This window comes from Bacillus sp. iso_77 (genome assembly GCF_056173625.1).
Genome location: NZ_CM149683.1, coordinates 978,297 through 996,787 on the forward strand (window position 1 = coordinate 978,297; position 18,491 = coordinate 996,787).

At 40.2% G+C, this 18,491-nt stretch carries 23 protein-coding genes; 13 read left to right on the forward strand and 10 right to left on the reverse strand.

The features are described from left to right. Nucleotides 1–16: 16 nt before the first annotated feature. From AC0VYC_RS04905 to AC0VYC_RS04920, 4 genes are all read left to right on the forward strand, one after another. A complete protein-coding gene (locus AC0VYC_RS04905) occupies nt 17–373 on the forward strand; it encodes a YlbF/YmcA family competence regulator (RefSeq protein ID WP_008348927.1) in 357 nt (118 codons plus the stop codon). A gap of 446 nt (nt 374–819) precedes the next feature. After that, a complete protein-coding gene (locus AC0VYC_RS04910) occupies nt 820–1,686 on the forward strand; it encodes a Cof-type HAD-IIB family hydrolase (protein ID WP_008348923.1) in 867 nt (288 codons plus the stop codon). Between the two features lie 113 nt (nt 1,687–1,799). Next, nucleotides 1,800–3,299 carry a coproporphyrinogen III oxidase gene (locus AC0VYC_RS04915; protein WP_113767243.1) on the forward strand — a complete coding sequence of 500 codons (1,500 nt, stop codon included), beginning with the start codon at nt 1,800–1,802 and terminating at the stop codon, nt 3,297–3,299. 75 nt (nt 3,300–3,374) lie between these two features. Next, complete coding sequence (locus AC0VYC_RS04920) at nt 3,375–4,649, forward strand: lysine N(6)-hydroxylase/L-ornithine N(5)-oxygenase family protein (protein WP_475389578.1); 1,275 nt, start codon at nt 3,375–3,377, stop codon at nt 4,647–4,649. 37 nt (nt 4,650–4,686) lie between these two features. Here AC0VYC_RS04920 and AC0VYC_RS04925 read toward each other — a convergent pair whose 3' ends face one another. The 3 genes from AC0VYC_RS04925 to AC0VYC_RS04935 form a co-directional block, all read right to left on the reverse strand. Then, entirely contained in the window at nt 4,687–5,910 is a 1,224-nt protein-coding gene (locus AC0VYC_RS04925; RefSeq protein WP_007497140.1) for a cation:proton antiporter, read from the reverse strand. A 3-nt stretch (nt 5,911–5,913) separates the two neighbouring features. After that, nucleotides 5,914–6,411, reverse strand: coding sequence for a cation:proton antiporter regulatory subunit (locus AC0VYC_RS04930; RefSeq protein ID WP_017366937.1), 498 nt, complete (start codon nt 6,409–6,411; stop codon nt 5,914–5,916). A gap of 64 nt (nt 6,412–6,475) precedes the next feature. Next, nucleotides 6,476–6,802: a potassium:proton antiporter gene (locus AC0VYC_RS04935; protein WP_231101368.1), complete on the reverse strand. Its 327-nt coding sequence runs from the start codon at nt 6,800–6,802 to the stop codon at nt 6,476–6,478. A 184-nt stretch (nt 6,803–6,986) separates the two neighbouring features. On the opposite strand from AC0VYC_RS04935, the gene AC0VYC_RS04940 reads away from it, so the two are divergent. Then, nucleotides 6,987–7,754, forward strand: a complete 768-nt coding sequence (locus tag AC0VYC_RS04940) for an enoyl-CoA hydratase (RefSeq protein WP_324657840.1) — start codon at nt 6,987–6,989, stop codon at nt 7,752–7,754. Between the two features lie 35 nt (nt 7,755–7,789). Here AC0VYC_RS04940 and AC0VYC_RS04945 read toward each other — a convergent pair whose 3' ends face one another. After that, nucleotides 7,790–7,978, reverse strand: coding sequence for a YhzD family protein (locus AC0VYC_RS04945; RefSeq protein ID WP_024719988.1), 189 nt, complete (start codon nt 7,976–7,978; stop codon nt 7,790–7,792). A gap of 173 nt (nt 7,979–8,151) precedes the next feature. Here AC0VYC_RS04945 and AC0VYC_RS04950 point away from each other — a divergent pair, with 173 nt between their 5' ends. From AC0VYC_RS04950 to AC0VYC_RS04965, 4 genes are all read left to right on the forward strand, one after another. Then, the gene (locus AC0VYC_RS04950) at nt 8,152–9,366 is read left to right on the forward strand and encodes a metallophosphoesterase family protein (protein WP_475389582.1); all 1,215 of its coding nucleotides are present in this window, start codon (nt 8,152–8,154) and stop codon (nt 9,364–9,366) included. A 16-nt stretch (nt 9,367–9,382) separates the two neighbouring features. Next, nucleotides 9,383–12,169, forward strand: a complete 2,787-nt coding sequence (locus tag AC0VYC_RS04955; protein WP_475390014.1) for an ATP-binding protein — start codon at nt 9,383–9,385, stop codon at nt 12,167–12,169. A gap of 62 nt (nt 12,170–12,231) precedes the next feature. Then, nucleotides 12,232–13,185 (forward strand): 3'-5' exoribonuclease YhaM, encoded by a 954-nt coding sequence (gene yhaM, locus AC0VYC_RS04960; RefSeq protein ID WP_007497151.1) that lies wholly within the window; start codon nt 12,232–12,234, stop codon nt 13,183–13,185. A 108-nt stretch (nt 13,186–13,293) separates the two neighbouring features. Then, nucleotides 13,294–13,524 carry a sporulation YhaL family protein gene (locus AC0VYC_RS04965; protein ID WP_475389584.1) on the forward strand — a complete coding sequence of 77 codons (231 nt, stop codon included), beginning with the start codon at nt 13,294–13,296 and terminating at the stop codon, nt 13,522–13,524. Between the two features lie 55 nt (nt 13,525–13,579). On the opposite strand, the gene AC0VYC_RS04970 is transcribed toward AC0VYC_RS04965, so the two are convergent. Beyond that, entirely contained in the window at nt 13,580–14,455 is an 876-nt protein-coding gene (locus AC0VYC_RS04970) for a peptidylprolyl isomerase (RefSeq protein WP_024719991.1), read from the reverse strand. A 161-nt stretch (nt 14,456–14,616) separates the two neighbouring features. Here AC0VYC_RS04970 and AC0VYC_RS04975 point away from each other — a divergent pair, with 161 nt between their 5' ends. Together AC0VYC_RS04975 and AC0VYC_RS04980 are read left to right on the forward strand one after the other, a co-directional pair. After that, a complete protein-coding gene (locus AC0VYC_RS04975) occupies nt 14,617–14,703 on the forward strand; it encodes a YjcZ family sporulation protein (protein WP_008361129.1) in 87 nt (28 codons plus the stop codon). Between the two features lie 145 nt (nt 14,704–14,848). After that, on the forward strand, nt 14,849–14,938 hold the full coding sequence (locus tag AC0VYC_RS04980) for a YjcZ family sporulation protein (protein WP_017360317.1): 90 nt from the start codon (nt 14,849–14,851) through the stop codon (nt 14,936–14,938). Between the two features lie 53 nt (nt 14,939–14,991). On the opposite strand, the gene AC0VYC_RS04985 is transcribed toward AC0VYC_RS04980, so the two are convergent. After that, nucleotides 14,992–15,177 (reverse strand): hypothetical protein, encoded by a 186-nt coding sequence (locus tag AC0VYC_RS04985; protein ID WP_072368131.1) that lies wholly within the window; start codon nt 15,175–15,177, stop codon nt 14,992–14,994. Nucleotides 15,178–15,259: 82 nt separating this feature from the next. After that, nucleotides 15,260–15,778, reverse strand: coding sequence for a DUF3267 domain-containing protein (locus AC0VYC_RS04990; protein WP_429627007.1), 519 nt, complete (start codon nt 15,776–15,778; stop codon nt 15,260–15,262). 234 nt (nt 15,779–16,012) lie between these two features. Here AC0VYC_RS04990 and AC0VYC_RS04995 point away from each other — a divergent pair, with 234 nt between their 5' ends. Beyond that, nucleotides 16,013–16,357, forward strand: a complete 345-nt coding sequence (locus AC0VYC_RS04995; RefSeq protein WP_007497157.1) for a YhaI family protein — start codon at nt 16,013–16,015, stop codon at nt 16,355–16,357. On the opposite strand, the gene AC0VYC_RS05000 is transcribed toward AC0VYC_RS04995, so the two are convergent. Together AC0VYC_RS05000 and AC0VYC_RS05005 are read right to left on the reverse strand one after the other, a co-directional pair. Beyond that, nucleotides 16,335–16,949: an HTH-type transcriptional regulator Hpr gene (locus AC0VYC_RS05000; RefSeq protein WP_008348891.1), complete on the reverse strand. Its 615-nt coding sequence runs from the start codon at nt 16,947–16,949 to the stop codon at nt 16,335–16,337. The two genes, AC0VYC_RS04995 and AC0VYC_RS05000, sit on opposite strands and share 23 nt — an antisense overlap. A 187-nt stretch (nt 16,950–17,136) precedes the next feature. Continuing rightward, on the reverse strand, nt 17,137–17,493 hold the full coding sequence (locus tag AC0VYC_RS05005) for a YtxH domain-containing protein (protein WP_007497160.1): 357 nt from the start codon (nt 17,491–17,493) through the stop codon (nt 17,137–17,139). A 128-nt stretch (nt 17,494–17,621) separates the two neighbouring features. Here AC0VYC_RS05005 and yhzF point away from each other — a divergent pair, with 128 nt between their 5' ends. Next, entirely contained in the window at nt 17,622–17,813 is a 192-nt protein-coding gene (gene yhzF / locus AC0VYC_RS05010; protein WP_008348888.1) for a membrane protein YhzF, read from the forward strand. Between the two features lie 55 nt (nt 17,814–17,868). Here the strand turns inward: yhzF and AC0VYC_RS05015 are convergent, their stop codons facing one another. Next, a complete protein-coding gene (locus AC0VYC_RS05015) occupies nt 17,869–18,387 on the reverse strand; it encodes a tryptophan transporter (RefSeq protein WP_342467919.1) in 519 nt (172 codons plus the stop codon). Nucleotides 18,388–18,491: the final 104 nt, after the last annotated feature.

Here is an 18,491-nt window from a genome sequence, read left to right on the forward strand (position 1 = left end):
AGAAAGGAGACATAACATGTCTGTAAATCTTTATGATGTTGCATATGACCTTGAAAAAGCACTGCGTCATAGCGAAGAATATTCAGCGTTAAGAAATCTTTATGATGAGGTAAACGGGGATGAATCCTCTAAAAGAATGTTTGAGAACTTCCGTGACATTCAAGTAAACCTTCAACAAAAACAAATGACTGGTCAAGAGATTACACAAGAAGAAGTAGAGCAAGCGCAAAAAACGGTTGCACTTGTGCAGCAGCACGATAAAATCTCTCAGTTGATGGAAGCAGAACAACGCGTAAGTGTTCTCATCGGTGAATTAAATAAAATTATCATGAAGCCTCTTGAAGAGCTTTATGGAAATACTGAAGAAAATTAATTGAAAGGGCGATCATATTCGCCCTTTTTTTCATTCATATCGCCGCTTGTATATCTTTAAAAAAAGGGTTGTCGAAGCTCGTAAATTCTGCGATAATACTTATTGAAAGTGCTTTCAAAAAGCGCTATCGTGATGAATTGGGTGCGTTCCACTTTGGATTTACGGCGATGAGCCAAATGAGAGAGAAGCGCTTCTGGGAGAAAAGCAAAGCATAAGGGGATATGATATAAGCAATGCTTTGGTGTGTGAAAGATGAGGGGATCATGGGGAGCTTCATCACGCCATTGTTACGCATCCAAACCATACATAAAAAAAAGCCTAGGGGTAGGCTTTTTTTATTTGCGATTGAGGCATAAAACAAGGGCTGCTTCAACTGCATGTTCTAAAGCGATAAGCTAGGGCATATCCTCATCGTAAGTACAGTCATCAAGAAGGGGGATGCCTCAGTGTCAAAAAAGCTACTTGCACTCAATATAGATGGAACGTTGCTTCGTTCCAATGGGAAAATCCATTCCGCTACAAAAGAAGCTGTGGAATATGTTAAGAAAAAAGGGGTTTACGTGACGATTGTCACCAACCGTCATTTTCGATCTGCACAAAAAATCGCCAAGGCGTTGAAAATACCAACTTCAACTCTTGTGACGCATAGTGGTGCATTTATCGCTGATAAGCTTGATGAGCCGCTCCATGTGAAGAAATTAACGGAAGAGAAAACATTTAATCTTGTGCAGATCCTTGAAAGCTTTGATTGTAATGTTCGCTTGTTACATGAAAAATTCTCAATCGGCAATCGGAAAAAAACACAGTCTCAACTGATGGGAAAAACGTTGATTCATCCGTCTGATCCCATTTTCTATCCCGTTCAATTTGTTGAATCATTAAGTGATATGCTCATGGATGAACCGGTTAGCACACCTGTCATTGAAGTGTATTCGACGGCAGCACTTCAGCCTGAAATCCACACAACCATTCAACAAGCATTCCCATCTGTTGATCTGATTAAGATCAGTGATGAGAAAATGAACATTGTATGCAAAGGGGTATCGAAAGAAGCAGGACTTTCTCTTTTAACCTCAGCACTAGGTTTTACATTAGAAGATACGGTCGTGATCGGTCACGGGACAGACGACATCCCGATGCTTGAGTTAGCTGGCTTAGGCGTTGCGATGGGGAATGCACCTCATTCGGTCAAACGTAAAGCCGATTGGGTGACACGTTCTCATGATGAACAGGGTGTTGCTTATATGATCAAAGAATACTTTAGAATGCAGCAAAGGGAAGGTTTTTTACATCAATTTGATATTAAACGATAATATAGTGAAGGCCCTGTCTATTAAGAAATGGCAGGGCCTTCATCTGTTCTCTTCATTGCTTTTCCTAGATGAATTTTGTAAAATGAAACAAGTTTGAAGATAAAGGTGATACGATGCGAATTTTAGTTAAAGGGCTGTCTAATGAACGATTTCATCGACCGCTTGTCAATATAGCCAATTTATTCGAGGAAGATAGTGAAGTGCTGTTTGATTCAGGTGAAGCGAACGATGGCCTGGTCATGGTGTTTGATTGGAAAGAAACTGGCGGTATGGTGGAGGCTTCTGGCCATATTGCTGGATCAGATATGACGAGTTGTTTTACAAGAGAGATGCCGGAGGGCTTGAACGATAAAGAGCGCTGGAAGCAAATCAAAAACACTGTGCTGTCTGTTTATTTACATCTGCTTCAGGAATATACAGGAATGACGCAAAAATGGGGGATTCTTACGGGGATACGCCCTACGAAATTACTTCATAAGATGCTAAGAGAAGGCATGACAAAGGAAGAAGCACATGCAGCGTTAAAGCGCGATTACTTGATTCATGATGAAAAGATCAATTTGATGCAGGAAATTGTTGATCGTCAAATCAAAGCCATTCCAGATCTGTACGATCTGCAGGAGGAAGTGAGTATTTATATCGGTATTCCTTTCTGTCCAACAAAATGTGCTTATTGCACGTTCCCTGCTTATGCCATTCAAGGACAAGCTGGAAGAGTAGGAACGTTTCTTTTTGGGCTGCATTATGAAATGCAAAAAATGGGCGAATGGTTAAAGGAACATGGGATTAAAGTGACGACTGTTTATTTTGGCGGAGGTACTCCAACGAGTATTACAGCAGAAGAAATGGATTTGCTGTATGAGGAGATGTATCGCTCTTTTCCAGATGTGAAACATATTCGGGAAGTCACTGTAGAAGCGGGACGACCTGATACGATTTCACCTGATAAGCTGGAGGTGCTCAACCGTTATCATATTGACCGGATTAGTATCAATCCGCAATCATATGAGAATGAAACATTGAAAGCGATTGGCCGGCACCATAGTGTGGAAGAAACGATTGAAAAGTATCATTTATCAAGGCAGTATGGCATGAATAATATTAACATGGACTTAATCATCGGGCTGCCAGGAGAAGGGCTAAAGGAATTCCAACATTCCTTGCAGCAAACAGAAGAACTGAAGCCTGAATCTTTAACGGTGCATACCCTTTCCTTTAAGAGAGCGTCTGAAATGACCCGCAATAAGGAAAAGTATCAAGTGGCAGACCGTGAAGAGATCACACGTATGATGGATGAAGCGGTTGCTTGGACAAAGGCACATGACTATCATCCGTACTATTTATACAGACAAAAAAACATTTTGGGGAATCTCGAAAATGTCGGGTATTCGTTAGATGGACAGGAAAGTTTGTATAATATTATCATTATGGAAGAGGTGCAGACGATCATTGGCATTGGATGCGGCGCTGCGAGTAAATTCATTGATCCGCGAACCGGAAAAATTACGCAGTATGCCAATCCAAAAGATCCAAAGTCTTATAATGATCGTTATGAGCACTATACGGAAGAGAAGATTCAGTTTCTTGAGTCATTATTTGTTTCTCACATGTAAACACTGCGGTGACGCAGTGTTTTTTTCATTTGTAAAAGGGTATATAGGGGGTAAAAAGGTAAAGCAGGTGTACATATGATGGATGTGATCGGAATTGGGATTGGGCCAGCAAATTTAGGATTGGCCGCTTTATTAGAGGAGTATGAAGATGTGACATGCTGTTTTTTTGAACAGGAAACCGAATTTGCTTGGCATCCTGGTATGCTCATCAAAGGAACGGACTTACAAGTTTCCTTTCTAGCGGACCTTGTGACAATGGCTAATCCAAGGAGCAAGTATACATTTTTAAATTATTTACATGAATCAAACAGGCTTCACCGATTTTATACATTTGAACAATTTGATATCCCCCGGAGAGAATTCAATGAGTATTTATCATGGGTTGCAGGTGAATTAGATAGCTGTCAGTTCGGGATGAAGGTGGAAGAAGTGACCGACTGTGAAGACGGGTATCTTGTAAAAGTTCGGCGGTTGAAAGATGGGGCGCTTTCTGAATATCGTGCAAAGCATGTCGTCCTTGGAACGGGAAGCAAGCCGATGGTCCCTGTCGATGTGCCAGAAGCTGCGTTGCCGCATGTGACCCATAGCAGTCGTTATGTAGATCAACAAAAAGAACTTCATGAAACTGAAACGGTGGCGGTGATTGGTTCAGGTCAGAGTGCAGCTGAAATTTTCTTAGACCTGCTTCAGCATCAGAAGAAAGGACAGCAGCTTTCGTGGTTTACACGTTCAAGTGAATTTAGAGAACTAGAGACAGCGGAGCTTGGTCAGGAGCTATTTACACCTAAGTATGTTGAATATTTTCATTCCCTTCCTTATGAAGAACGAATGAACACATTGCCTAGACTGGCAGGATTAAGGAATGGCATAGATGCATCGACGCTTTCTCGTATTTATCAGGAATTGTACCATCGCTCCGTTTCAGGTGAAGAGCCTTCTGTACTCATTCAGCCAATGACTGAGCTTGAAGCGATACATATGGAGGATGAGCAGCAGTTAGAGCTGCATTTGAAACAATGGCAACTGAAGAAAGAAAAGAAAGTCACAGCCGATCATGTGGTATTGGCTACAGGATATACGCCTAATATTCCGGAATGGTTTAGCTCATATGAACCATTGATTGAATGGGAAAGCGATAAGCATTTTAAAGTGACAGACGACTTCAGGCTTGTGTTTAAAGACAAACGGTCTCATCATTTCTTTACATTCACGAACCTCGATCACTCTCATGGAACAGCGGCGACCAATTTAAAACTATCGATCTACCGCAATCAGAAAGTCATCCGAACCATTCGCGGGGATACGAAAGAACAAGTGAAGCAAGAAACAGCATTTCAGCAATTTGAATAGATATAAAAAATGGGCCCCAGCACAGGGCCCTTTTCAATTAAATGGTTGTTTCTCTTTTTACTTTTGGTTTTTCAGTTTTCCATTTGAAGATTTTGTTTAGGATTTGATAGATACGCTTTGATTCTTTCGTCACTAGCGGTCCTAAAATCGCAAGGATTAATACATATAATGCAGCAAATGGCTTCAATGTAGCGGCAAGCCCGCCTGCAATCCCAAGTTCGGCTACAATGATGGAAAACTCTCCTCTTGATACGATGGTTAATCCAATATTAGAAGAAGCTTTATGAGAGAAACCGGCTCTTCTTCCAGCAAACATCCCGGCGGTGAAGTTCCCAATTAAGGTGAGAATGACAGCGCCGATCGCAAGCCAGAAGGCATCTCCTAATGTAAATGGATCAATACTCAATCCGAAGCTGAAGAAGAACATGGCGCCAAAGAAATCTCTAAAAGGAACAACGAGATGTTCAATGCGGTCTGAGTGCTCTGTTTCTGAAAACACAAGACCGAGTAAGAGAGCGCCAATGGCCTCTGCGACATGAATCGTCTCTGAAAAACCAGCCACGAAGAACAAAGCGGCAAAAATGACAATGATAAATACTTCATTTGAACGGATATCGAATAGTTTGTTTAATAGTTTTGGTAGCTTACGTGCGATGATAAAGAAAATCATCATGTAACCAAAAGCGATTAAAATAGATAATAAGGCACCGCCAACGGACGTGGCATCTCCAAGGACAAGACCGGATACGACAGATAAATAGACGGCGAGAAAAATATCCTCAAACATAATAATCCCAAGAATTAACTCTGTTTCAGGGTTCGCTGTCCGTTTTAAATCGACAAGGACTTTGGCGACAATGGCGCTGGATGAAATGGTAATAACGCCTGCCATAATGAGGACTTCAAGGAATCCAAAGCCTGTGATAAACCCATACAGCAATCCTAAGCTAAAGTTGATCAAAATATAAATAGATCCGCCAACTGCAATGGATTTACCCGATTTTATGAGTTTGCCGACAGAGAACTCAAGCCCGAGGTAGAATAGAAGGAACAGGACACCCATTCTACCAAAAAACGAAATAATCTCGGTGCTCTCGATAAACTTCAAATCAATGATCCCGATGGTTGGTGCATGCGGACCAACAATCATCCCGAGGACAATGAGAAAAGGAATGATAGAAAATTTAATTTTATTGGCGATTAAGCTGGCAATGGCGATGAGAATAAGCGCCGTTCCAACTTCAAAGACTAAATGATCCATTCATCACTCTCCCCCTCTAGAAAGAAAATCACGTATCAATCGCTTCAAGTGTTTTCTTTCGCCTGAAATGACCATCGTATCATTTGCTTGAATAATCGAATCGGCACCGGGGTTGAGTAATTTTTCATTTGTATGTTTAATGATCGCAATGACGGTGACTTCATAATTTTGTCTCACATCTAAATCGCCGAGTGTATGTCCAACCGCTTTTGCGTCTTTTTCTACCTTAAACCATTCAATGATCAAATCATTGAACGCCATTTCAATCGTTTCAAGTGCTTGCGGCTTATACACCATACCGCCAATAATGGCAGCAATTTGCCGGGCTTCAGCATCATCGAGAGAAATGGTGGACAGTACTTCATCTGGATCTTCATCGTCGAAACGATAAATCTCCCGTCTGCCATCATCATGAATCACAATCGTCATCTTTTCTCTATTTCTCGTTTCAATTTCAAATTTCTTTCCAATCCCAGGAAGATCATTTTCTTTAATGTTCATTTTATCCCTCCGAATATGATAGGTTTTGTTTTTCATATAGTGAGTACGGATGAAATAAAATGAATCAGTCGAGGTAATTTGATTGGTACATAATGGGGATTGCACACTTCATTTCTAAAAAACATAAATCAATAGATAACGCAGTGGCTAGTGCAAGCTTTACAAGAAAAGCTTTTGAAGCGCCTATTGATAACCTCTGTTTTAACAGAAGAGATGCGGCATGTTTTTTTGAGAATGGAGGTGTCTTCACAGCGTTGATTTCTTCATCATAAATCGATGGAGAAATCAGGCTTGGTGTGCTCGCTTCTGCTTGTGAAGCAAAAACGACATTTGAAAAGGGAGAAAACATGACGATGCAGCTAATCAATATACATATGGAACTTCTTATCAATCATCCTCCCCCTTTCAAATGATGTTTTATTTCTTATTTTACTATATAAAAATATATTTCTCGTTTCAACAATTATGCTTATTTTAGTATCAGTTGATCTTGAAATTTTTTATGTAGAGGAAAAGGAATTACTTGATGGAAATTGAAGTAAGTGATGAGCTTGAAAAGCAAGAGGGGGGAATGGATGATGACATATATCAATTGTCAGGTAGACGGGGATATTTTTGAAATCGTTTTCAATAGACCTGAAGCGTATAATTCGTTTCATGTTGACATGTTTGCTGAATTGAAGGAAGCGTGTGATACAGCGAGTGAGAGCAGTGCGAAAATTGTTGTTCTTAAGGGAATGGGCAAAGGGTTTTCAGCAGGCGGAGATATTGGCATGATGCTAAAGCAAGATCGTGAAGAAGATTTTCATCGCGTGATGGATTTGATCGAGGGAATTACACTTTCTTTAGCCAGTATGAAAAAAGTGACGATTGCACTTGTCCACGGGGCAGCGGCTGGTCTTGCTTTTAGCTTTGCCCTTAGCTGTGACTATTTGTTTATGCATCAAGATGCTAAACTTGCCATGAACTTTAATGGAATCGGGTTAATCCCAGATGGCGGAGGGCATTTTTTCCTCACCAAAAGAGTTAGTGAACAAACCGCTAAACAATTGATTTGGAGCGGACAAAAGCTACCGGCTGAAGAAGCGCTCAAGCTTCGCCTTGCGGACGGCGTGTTTCAAGATGAGGTGGATACGTATCAAAAAGCGTGCGTCAAGCCATTTTTAAATATGCCACTTCAAGCCTTTGTTGAAACAAAGATGATTTATTTTCAGCAGTCAGAATCACAGCTGTTAGCCGTTCTTCAAAAAGAGCGTGCTGCACAAGCTAGACTGAGACAAAGCCGTGATCATCAGGAGGGTGTTCAAGCGTTTTTGGAAAAAAGACGTCCTGTGTTTCATTAAATAGAAGAATGAATGGCCGGCGGATGCCGGCTTTTTTAACGTTCAAATAAAAGAAGTTTACCTGCATCATTTACGAGCCGGTGAGAATGCTTTGTGTATTGTTGTTCGATTAAACGATGACGTCCTAATTCTTTTGCTTTTTCATCACTATCTGTGGTGATTTTTTCGTTTAATAAGGTTTCACCTGACGAATCAAATACAGTCAAATAGTAGGTTTTCTCCATCTCTGATCTTCCCTTTCTTCTTGTTTTTTAATGAATTATACAAGGAGGAAGTTAAAACCTCTTTTTTCACCCCTGAAAATGTGTTTTTTAGAATGAGAGCGATAGAACGTGCATTCGTAAAAACGGCGTGATAAAATATGGACAACTACAGTAACGTACAAGGAGATAGACGTTTGACGAAGCTCACTTTTATTCATGCCGCAGATCTTCATTTAGATAGTCCGTTTGCGGGAATGTCCAATATACCGAACCGAATTTTTAAGAGGTTGAAAGAAAGTACATTTCAAAGTGCCAAGAACATGTTTGAACTTGCGATTGATCGAGAAGTAGACTTTATGCTGCTGAGCGGAGATATATTTGACGAATCGAATCGCAGCCTAAAAGCACAGCTTTTTTTAAGAAATCAGTTTCTTAAGCTACAATCACACGGGATTGAAGTGTTTATTATTTATGGTAATCATGATCATTTAGGTGGTGAATGGACACCAATTGAGTGGCCAGAGAATGTTCACGTTTTTTTGAGCAGTACGCCAAGTGAGCAAGCCTTTTATAGAGAAGGTCAGCTTGTGGCAAGTATTTACGGGTTCAGCTACAAAGATCGAGCTGTCCATGAAAATATGACACCTTATTATGAAAAAACAACAAATGCCCCCTATCATATTGCAATGCTTCACGGCACATTAGCAGGTCAAGAAGGGCATGATGCGTATGCACCATTTCAGCTTCAGCAGCTTCTAGCGCGGGATTTTGATTATTGGGCGCTTGGACATATTCATAAGCGGGCTCTTCTGCATGAAGACCCAATGGTGATCTATCCTGGAAACGTGCAAGGAAGACATATAAAAGAAACAGGAGAGAAAGGCTGTTATGTCGTTTACCTATCTGAAGATGCTCAAAGAGCGGAGTTTATGAGCTGTTCAGATGTCATCTTTGAGACATTGACAATAGATATCACACATACCGCTCATATGACCGATCTTGTGATACTTGTGGACAAAAAGATGAGTGGACTGAAAGAGAGAGGTGTTCCTCATTTTGTGAAAATCGAACTAACTGGCGATGCTCCTTCTTATATGGAGCTTACTCAGCTTGAAGTGCTTGAGGAGCTGATGGCTGTTCTTCATGAACAGGAGGAAGATGAAGACTTGTTTGTTTGGGTGATGTCGATTGACTGCCGGACACATGAAGATGCCGTCTATCTAGAAGATTCTTTTTTGACTGAACTAACAGCAGAAATTGCCGAGTTTGATGCGTATGATGAGCTGCTTTCACCGATCAAGCGTCATCCAACCTATAGAAAGGCAGGAAGAGCTTTTACAAAAGAGGACGAGATCGATATTAAAGAAGAGGCACAAAGGCTGCTGGCAGAACAGCTGAAGCATTTATGAGAAAAGGAGAGGTATGATGAAAATACGTTCACTCCATATTGCGAATTTCGGGAAATTTTCCAATCAAACCTTCCACTTTTCTGATGACGGTTTTCAGTTAGTTTATGGCCTGAATGAATCGGGGAAAACGACATTGAAGGCGTTTATTGAATCGATGTTATTTGGTTTTTCCAAAAGCCATATGTATAAGCCAAAGCATGGCTCATTTTATGGCGGGTCTCTTACATGTTTAGATGAGGAATTAGGTGTGATTCATATTGAAAGAACATCTGATCATGGCGGCCAAGCTCAGGTGTTGCTGCCAAATGGTGAAGTGAAAGGTGAAGCGTTTCTACATGCGATGTTAAAGGGAACAGATCGCAGATTATACCAATCGATCTATTCTTTTGACGTGTTTGGTCTGCAAAATGTACAAACATTAAATCAAGATCAAATAGGGGAATTTCTACTCTTTTCAAGTTTGTTTGGCTCAGATGCGGCATCCAAAATGGACAGCAGGCTGCTAAAACAGCAAGAGCAGCTTTTTAAACCGAATGGACGTAAGCCTGAATTAAATCAGCAGCTTGATCATGTAAAAGAGCTGTCAGGTAAGTTGAAACAGGCCAAATTGGTAGAAAGTCGTTATACCGAAAAGAAAAAAGAACAAGCTGAATTAACCGAGAAGGTAGAAATGCTTCAGCATGAAATGAGACAGACTGAAGAAGAGATTCAGCTTTTGACTGAACATATTCGACTTTATCCTATGATAGAAAACAAGATAGAGTTAAAAAAAGATTTGGCTAGTTATCCTGAACGAGTCAAACGGTTTAGACCGGAAACCGCGCATGAACTTGATAAATTAGAATCACACCTTCACCCAAAAAAGGCGCAAGTGACGGCACTGAAACAAAAATTAGATCATTTGCAAACGTCGCTCACGCAAGTTCAGCCACTCTATGACAAGGATACGGTATTGGAGATGAAGCGAGTCATAGCTGAATCATCTGATGCTGAACTTGTGAAGAAACGCTTAGCAGAAGGGAAAACAGAGCAGAATTCTTTGAAACAAAAAATAGAAGAAGCATCAGCGAAGCTGAAGTGGCAGCGTCCAATCAAGCTTGACCAGCTGGATGATTCACTTGACTTTGAGTGGGAATTAAAAGAGGCTGTGAGCCAATACGTTCGTTTAATGGATAGGAAAACGCAGCTCGATGACCGGTTTGATCATGCAAGACATGAGCTGGAAGAAGCGGAAACCGCTCTAAAAGGATTAAAGGAGCAGCCCGTTAAACAGCAAGATGCAGAAGATGTCAGGGGCACAAGGGCTACAGTGAAACAGAATCATTCCAGAGTGTGGTTATTCCCGCTGATGTTCGTGCTATGTGCTGTCATTCTCACGGTCTTATTCGTTTTAGCAGAGAGCTGGGTGACGTTACTGTTTGCAGGATTTTCCGTATTTATCTTGATCGCTATTTATCCAGTGCTTAAACAGACTCAGATGAAGGAAGCAAACGACAGTAACGCCTATCATTCCTTTCAAGTTCAAACAGCTTCAGCTGAAACGCTAGTGAAGCAAAAGGAGCTTTTATACGAAAGAATGATACAGCAATATGAAGACTGGGAGCGGGAACTGGAACCTGTACAGCAACAAGTAGAAGATATGAGAAGGCAGCTGGGTTTGTCCTCAGAGCTCTCATTCCTTGTGGAAGCTTTCCATATCTTGAAACAATTAAAAGCGAATACAGCGGCATATGAGGCGCTTAACAAGGAAATAGAGATGCTCACACAGCAGCAATCGACCTACGAGCAAAGAGTTTCAGCGCTCATGAGTCTCCTTCAAAGAAAAGAAGGGACCATTCAAGAGAATATCTCAGCCTTTCAAGAGATATTGAAAGATGAGGAAAAAAGAGAAAAAGAACGTCAGACATTGCACGTATCCATTCAACATGTAGAGCAGCAGCTGACAACATTAGAAGGAGAAGTTCAATATTATGAAAAACAAACGGACGAGCTTTTTCGAAAAGTAGAAGCAGCGTCAAAAGAAGATTATCATGTCCTATCTCATCTATCCAAAGAATACCGGGAGCGGCTGTACAATTTGCAGCAGCTGAACCAAGAGCTGCACAAAAGCGGTTATATAGATGAGGAAGAGGTCATTGTCCGTAAAGGTTTACGCACCCTTGAGGAGCAGTGTGCACAAGCAAAAAGACATCTGAATGACATGCAAGAGAATGTGACGAATATGAAAAAACGCTTGGCAGAATTAGCAGTAGAAATACGCCAAATAGAAGCATCAGGTACAGTGTCTGATTTGACTCATCAGCTTGCTGTAGAGCAGGAGCAGGCAAAGCATCTAGCGAAAAAATGGGCGGCTATTCAGCTCGTTCGTTCCGTCATTCGAGAGAAACTCAATGAGCATAAAGAAACGAGGCTACCAGCACTCCTCCAAACAGCTTCCCGATTTATTCAGCCGTTAACGAATGATCGATATGAAGTGATTTTATTTTCTGCCGAAGATGACCGGCTGATTGTGAAACGGAGGGATGGACGCCTATTCCGCCCGGAGGAGCTTTCACAAGCAACATGTGAACAAATTTATCTCTCGATTCGTTTTGCACTTGCTTTGTCCCACCAGCAAGATTGTCAGCTCCCATTTATGATGGATGACAGTTTCGTTCACTTTGATCATGTCCGTCTAGACAGGGTGCTGGAGCTGATGAGTGAACTCACTCGTTTTGAAACACAGCTGTTTTATTTCACTTGTCATCATTATATGAAACAAGCAGCGGAAGACGGGCAGATTACGAGCTTAGCAGTGGAATGATTGACAAATTATTACTTATGTTATACTTATATGAGCAGAAACATGGAAGGAGCATTTATTGAATGGCTAAAGGGATCATGACCTATGACGTCGGCGAACAAGTTGACCTGCATTTATTAATTAAATCATCTACTAAAGGGATTGCGAGTAATGGCAAACCATTTTTAACGTTAATTCTTCAAGATCAAAGTGGAGATATTGAGGCGAAGCTATGGGATGCAAAGCAGAATGATGAACTCACATATGCTGCGCAAACCATTGTGAAGGTAGTAGGTGATATTCATCATTATCGCGGAAGGAATCAGCTGAAGCTTAGGAATATACGTCCTGTTGCTGAAAACGAGCAAATCCGCATTGATGATTTTCTAGAAACAGCTCCTATTCCAAAGCACGATATGATGGATACCATCATGCAATATATTTTTGATATGAAAAACCCTAATATTCAGCGTGTCACAAGACATTTGCTGAAGAAATATGGACAGGAATTCGCTGATTACCCAGCAGCTACGAAAAACCATCACGAGTTTGTTTCGGGTCTTGCCTATCATGTGGTATCGATGCTTCATTTAGCGAAATCCATTGTTGATCTATACCCATCACTAGATCGAGATCTTTTATATTCAGGGATCATTCTACATGATTTAGGGAAAGTCAAAGAGCTTTCGGGTCCTGTCTCCACCACATATACAGTAGAAGGGAACTTAATTGGCCACATTTCTATTATGGTGACAGAAATTGCGAAAGCCGCAGAGGAGCTTGGCATTGATTCTGAGGAAATTCTGATTCTGCAGCATTTAGTGCTGAGTCATCATGGAAAAGGGGAGTGGGGCAGTCCTAAACCACCAATGGTGAAGGAAGCCGAAATTCTCCACTATATAGATAATTTAGATGCAAAAATGAACATGATGGATCGTGCGCTTGAGCATGTGAAGCCAGGAGAATATACAGAGCGTATTTTTGCACTAGAGAATCGTTCGTTTTATAAACCAACCTTTCACAATGAATCATCATGATAAAACGCCCGTTTGATGCGGGCGTTTTTTTTCATAACTTGTCTTCTTTTCGCATAAGCATGTAACACGAAGGAAGAGAGATTAGTCCTGAAAAAGGAGGCGAAGACAATGTTATTTTTTCCATGGTGGGTATATGCATGTATCATTGGCATTATTTTTTGTGCCTATAAATTAATGACGACAGCCAAAGAGGAGCAAGAGATTGATCAATCCTTTATTGAAAAAGAGGGAGAAATCTTTATCGAACGAATGGAGCAGGAGAGAGAGCGTAGACGTCAAGGACAGCAAATGAAACAATCCCAGGAAACGGCGAAGCATGAGGACCATTCGATTGCATAATCAATAAGAATAAAAAAACCCCTCTACAAGTTCATGTAGAGGGGTTTTTCGTTCATTATTGGTTTGGTGTTTGTTGTGTGGTTTGCTCAGATTTTTCTTTGAATGTATTTTCAAGTTCTTTATCTTTTACTTTCACATCAGCATCTTTCACCAATTTGTTTAAGATCGTTTGAATTTCATTGTTATCTGCTTGTTTTTGATCAAGCAGTTCTTTTTTCAAGTCTGCTTTCATGTCATCGTATTTACCGCGTTCTTCGGTCTTTTTAATGATATGGTAACCAAATTGAGATTTTACTGGTTTGCTGATTTCATTTACTTTTAGTTTGAAGGCAGCTTTACTGAAGTTCTCATCCATTTGGCCTTCTTTTGCGAACCAGCCTACATCGCCGCCTTGTGCTGCTGAAGCAGTGTCAGTTGAATATTCAGATACAAGGTCATCCCATTTTTCGCCTTTATCTAATTTCTTTTCTACTTCATCTGCTGTTTTCTTGTCAGCAACTAAAATGTGGCTTGCGCGGATTTTCCCTTTTAGGTCATCGTAATACGCTTTTACTTCTTTGTCAGTGATTTTGATGTTAGCTTTGGCAGCCTTTTGAGTCAGCAGCTCATATTTTACTTGATCTTTGATGTAATCTTTTCCGAATTCATCTTGAAGTTGTTTTAAACGATCTTCACCAAGTGTCTTTTTATATTCTTCCAATTTCTTATCAATTTCTTTATCTGATACTTTGTATTTGTCAGCAAGAACCTTTTGTTGAACAAGTAGGTTTAAAGCATCTCCACCTGCTTGTTTCTTAAGAGTTGTGTAAAGCTCTTCTTTTGTGACATCTCCTGATTTTGTTGTTGCGATCACTTCTTTGTCACCGCTACTGCATGCGCCAAGAGTTAAAACACTTACTGCTGTTACAGCTGCTAAAGCCATTTTTTTCATTCAAAAAACACTCCTAATCTTTCCAATTTATTTATCATTGCTTGTATCATAACATATTGTGACATGCTGTAAAAAGAAATGCAAATGGGAGGGCATTCGTCTAGTCAAATTTTTGCGACCAACATACACATATATTGATCACAAAAAGGAGGCTGAATTATATGGGAGCAGGATATTCTAATGGGTTTGCTTTATTGGTCGTGCTATTCATTTTGCTGATCATCGTTGGTGCAGCATATCTTTATTAATTAAATCGCTGTGACAGAAAGGAGCCGTCCTGCCATGCGTGCGGGCGGTTCTTTTTTAAAACGATGACAAGTGCCTAAACGTTTTAAAATTTTCTGCATACACTGAGCTTAGAACAGAGGAAGAACTGGCAGGAGGTGTTTTCACATGGGAGGAGAAGTCTTTGCTGGCGGTTTTGCACTAGTCGTCGTATTATTTATCTTATTGATCATTATCGGTGCATCTTGGATTTGCTAATAGATCATCATACACAAAAAGCTGCCATCAAACAGGCAGCTTTTGCTTTGATCTTAAATAGATATGGTAATTTCAACAAATGATGAGATCAGTAAGATCAGTATCGATACATTGATAAAGCGAAACACCTTATCTTGCCGTTCTTCAGGAATCTCTCTGACAAGGCATAATGTATTAGTAAGCCTGTTTATTGAATACACAATAAACGCGGCAAAGACGATGAAGTAAAATAAAACTATCGGAGATCCCCCCTCTCTATGCTATTCCCATACTACATTACCAAATTTTTTATGAAAAAGATAGAAGTTGGCTTTAAAAACCTCATGATGAGGAAGTTGGGTCAACTAAAATATCAAACTCGTCTTGGGCTTGATCAATGATGCATGATTTTGGCGCTTTTAGCAGTTTCCAAGTAAATAAAAAGTCAGGCAAACAATAGCCTGCATGAATACTTGCGATCATGATAAAATAGTGTGCGTACATTGGAAATGCCATTCCTAAAACAAAGTAAACAGGTGAGATGACACAAAACGGGCTGAGCAGTGAGAAAAGCATCACTCTCTTAGGCACGCGCTGCCAGCAATTTCGTTTAAATAACGTCATTTTTTTCTTATGTTTCATGACTGGGATCAAGTGAACCACGCGGTGGACAAGCAATGTCGCAAGTAAAAGCACGATAAAAAGCGGTGCATTGTGACTGCTGAGCCTCGTTTCAGGATGAGTCAGTTGAAAACATAAAAATGCCATAATGAAAAAAAATACAGTAAGACATATGGCTGAAATCATCATTCTCGTATAACCATAATCCTTTTCAAGATTAATGGTCTTCCAACAATTCATTTTTCATCCTTCCAATCTCAAAAAAACTAATTGAATATCTCAAGATAATTTACTCTTCCTGAGGATAAAAATCAATGGTTTTCAAGAAAAAAAATAAATTGTTACATTCATATGGAATAAAGAGAGGAAACTTTGGGTTTTTCAAGAAAAAAAGACATAAGAGGGAGGTTCGTCTCTTTCGTCAATGAGTAATTTCGGCTAAAATAGAGTGACTAAGAGAAAGAGGGAACGTACATGAGTATTGAGGAACGAATGAGCCAGCTCGAATATTATATGGAACTGTTACTGACGGCGACAGATATGAGCCGTTATCCATATTATGCGCTATTGATCCGGCAGCGTGTATCGAAAGAAGAGGCAAAGGACATTGAGCGTATTTGTGCTGAGCTCTCAGATGAAATGGACAAGCAAAAAGCACAAGGCTACGTCATGTTCGACGATCTCCTTGCGCTGTTTGCGGGACAGTTAATTGAAAAGTTGGATGTTCATGAGACGATTTTTGCTTTGCATGATCAAGGGCTGTTTCAGCCGTTAATGAATGAATTTATAAAGATCATTAAACAATTTGATTTGCTTTAGCCGCTTTTTCCTCCGCTGAGTCTTCAAGTTCTTCAGGCTTTTTCGTGACTTTCCCACGTTCATTCAAAAAGTCCTTCTCAATGTTTGAAAACGATTTCTCAAAAATCTCCATGAAATCCTCACCATAAATGTTTCGGATAATACACATCATTTCTAAAATTTCAGGGAACTTTCCGTAAATGTCATGAAGCGGCTGTGCGCCTTTGACAATACCAGTTCGGGCCGGGTCGTAATCTTCGAGTAGTTTATGGAATGTCTCTTCGCCTTTTGGCGTTAGTTCAATATACGTATTGCGTTTATCGTTTAACTTTTTAGAAAATTTTAAAAATCCTCTTTCCTCTAATTTTTTAGAGAAGTTAAACGCCGTTGATACATGCATGACGCCAAACTTTGCAATTTCTGATATTGAAGCTCCTTTTAATTGATACGCAATCCACAAAATATGATGTTCATTGATATTTAGGTTATACGGTTTGATCCACTGCTGCCAGTCCTTTTCAATGGATTTCCAAAGAGCTTTGCTCAATTGGGCCATTCTTTGACTGAATAAAAGTGCTTCTTTTACATCGAAAGGCTGTTCCGAATGATTCATCCATTTCACCTACTTCTCTTTTTCTTGTAATTCTATTATGCCAATAAAATAAAGATTAATAAAGCTGAAAATTCAAGAATTTTTAAAAGTCATGAAAAACATTGACAAAATAACCTTTTTTCAACAAAAAAAGTGCGGGATACGCACCCCGCACACTTTTGTAAACGAATATTTTTTTGTGAGTATATTAGTTTTGTAAGGTTTTCTCCAGTTGTTTGAGCTTTTCCTCAATTTCCTGAATTTCCTTTTGTAAGTCCTGCTGATGAGGTTTGATTTCCTCGCGCCATTGCTGAATGGATGTTTGCAATTCAGTTCCGACCTCTTTAATGACCTCAGCACTTTCTTTTGCGGTTTCAACAATCTGCTCTTTTAAAGCTTGTCCATCTCTTTTTAATCTTGTCAGCGTATCTTCGAATTTGTCATAGCCGTCTTTCATCTTTCCGCGTACATCTCTGCCAGAAGAGGGAGTCGTCAGGAGCACTGCCGCACCTCCGAGGAGACCGCCTACAAATAATCCTGTTAATAAAGAACGTCCACTAGCCATTCCAATCACCTCTAGTCAAATTTTACACATTTGCATGTTCTCTCTGAGCTGACGATCAGCTTCATTGAACTTCCATACATAGCTTGCTTTATTTTAGCATACTTTTGAAGAAAAGGGAGGGGAGAAGGTTGTCTGTCTTTCTGTTCGTTTTTACGTGTATGTGTGTGATTTTCGCAGGTGGTTCTATTCATTATGTAAGGCAGCTTGGGTATGCAGGGTCTTATCCGCCAAAACATGTATTAAGACAAAAAGCAATTGTGTGTGCGGCAGGTGCAGGGATTTCGCTCTCCATTTTGCTACTTACCCTTTTTCTTTTATAGAAGCATGAAAGCATGAAAAAAACCTCTTCATCTAATGAAGAGGTTCAGTTATTCGTTAAGCGACTTCAATCATTCTTGCGCGCTTTAATATGGACTGAGCAATCGGGAAGACAAATACCATAGCTATCGTATTGATCACAGTTGCTGGCAGGACAACACCTACAAGAAGTGCTGGTAACGCAGCCGGCAGTCCAGTAATCAGTAAAGCGGCAGATAGGAAAATCACGCCCGATACGACGGTCCCAACAGCGGTGAGTACAGCGGTCAGAACGACTTTGTTCTTGATCTTCTGGCAAGATAAGAAAAGGGCTAAGAAGATAAAGGCTGTCACCGGTTTATCAATCATATTGGGAATTTGTCCGCCTGGAAAACCTGTTGTCAAAGCGGAAATGACCCCAGTAACTAGGGCGATCACAATGACATGCTGTACCTTCGGAAAAAGGATGATGCTTAAAAACATCATGACCAGCATCATATCAGGTTTCATTCCGAAAAAGATGGGCGGGAAAATCGTATGCAAAACAGCTCCCATTGCTGCAAGCAATGACATAATCACTAATTCTTTTGTTTTCATTTCTATGCTCTCCTCTGCTAAGCTCTTAGAACTCTCCAATAATATGGCTGATCATTTATTGCAAGAGTCATGACTTTATATTTCTCGTTATTATAACAAATTTA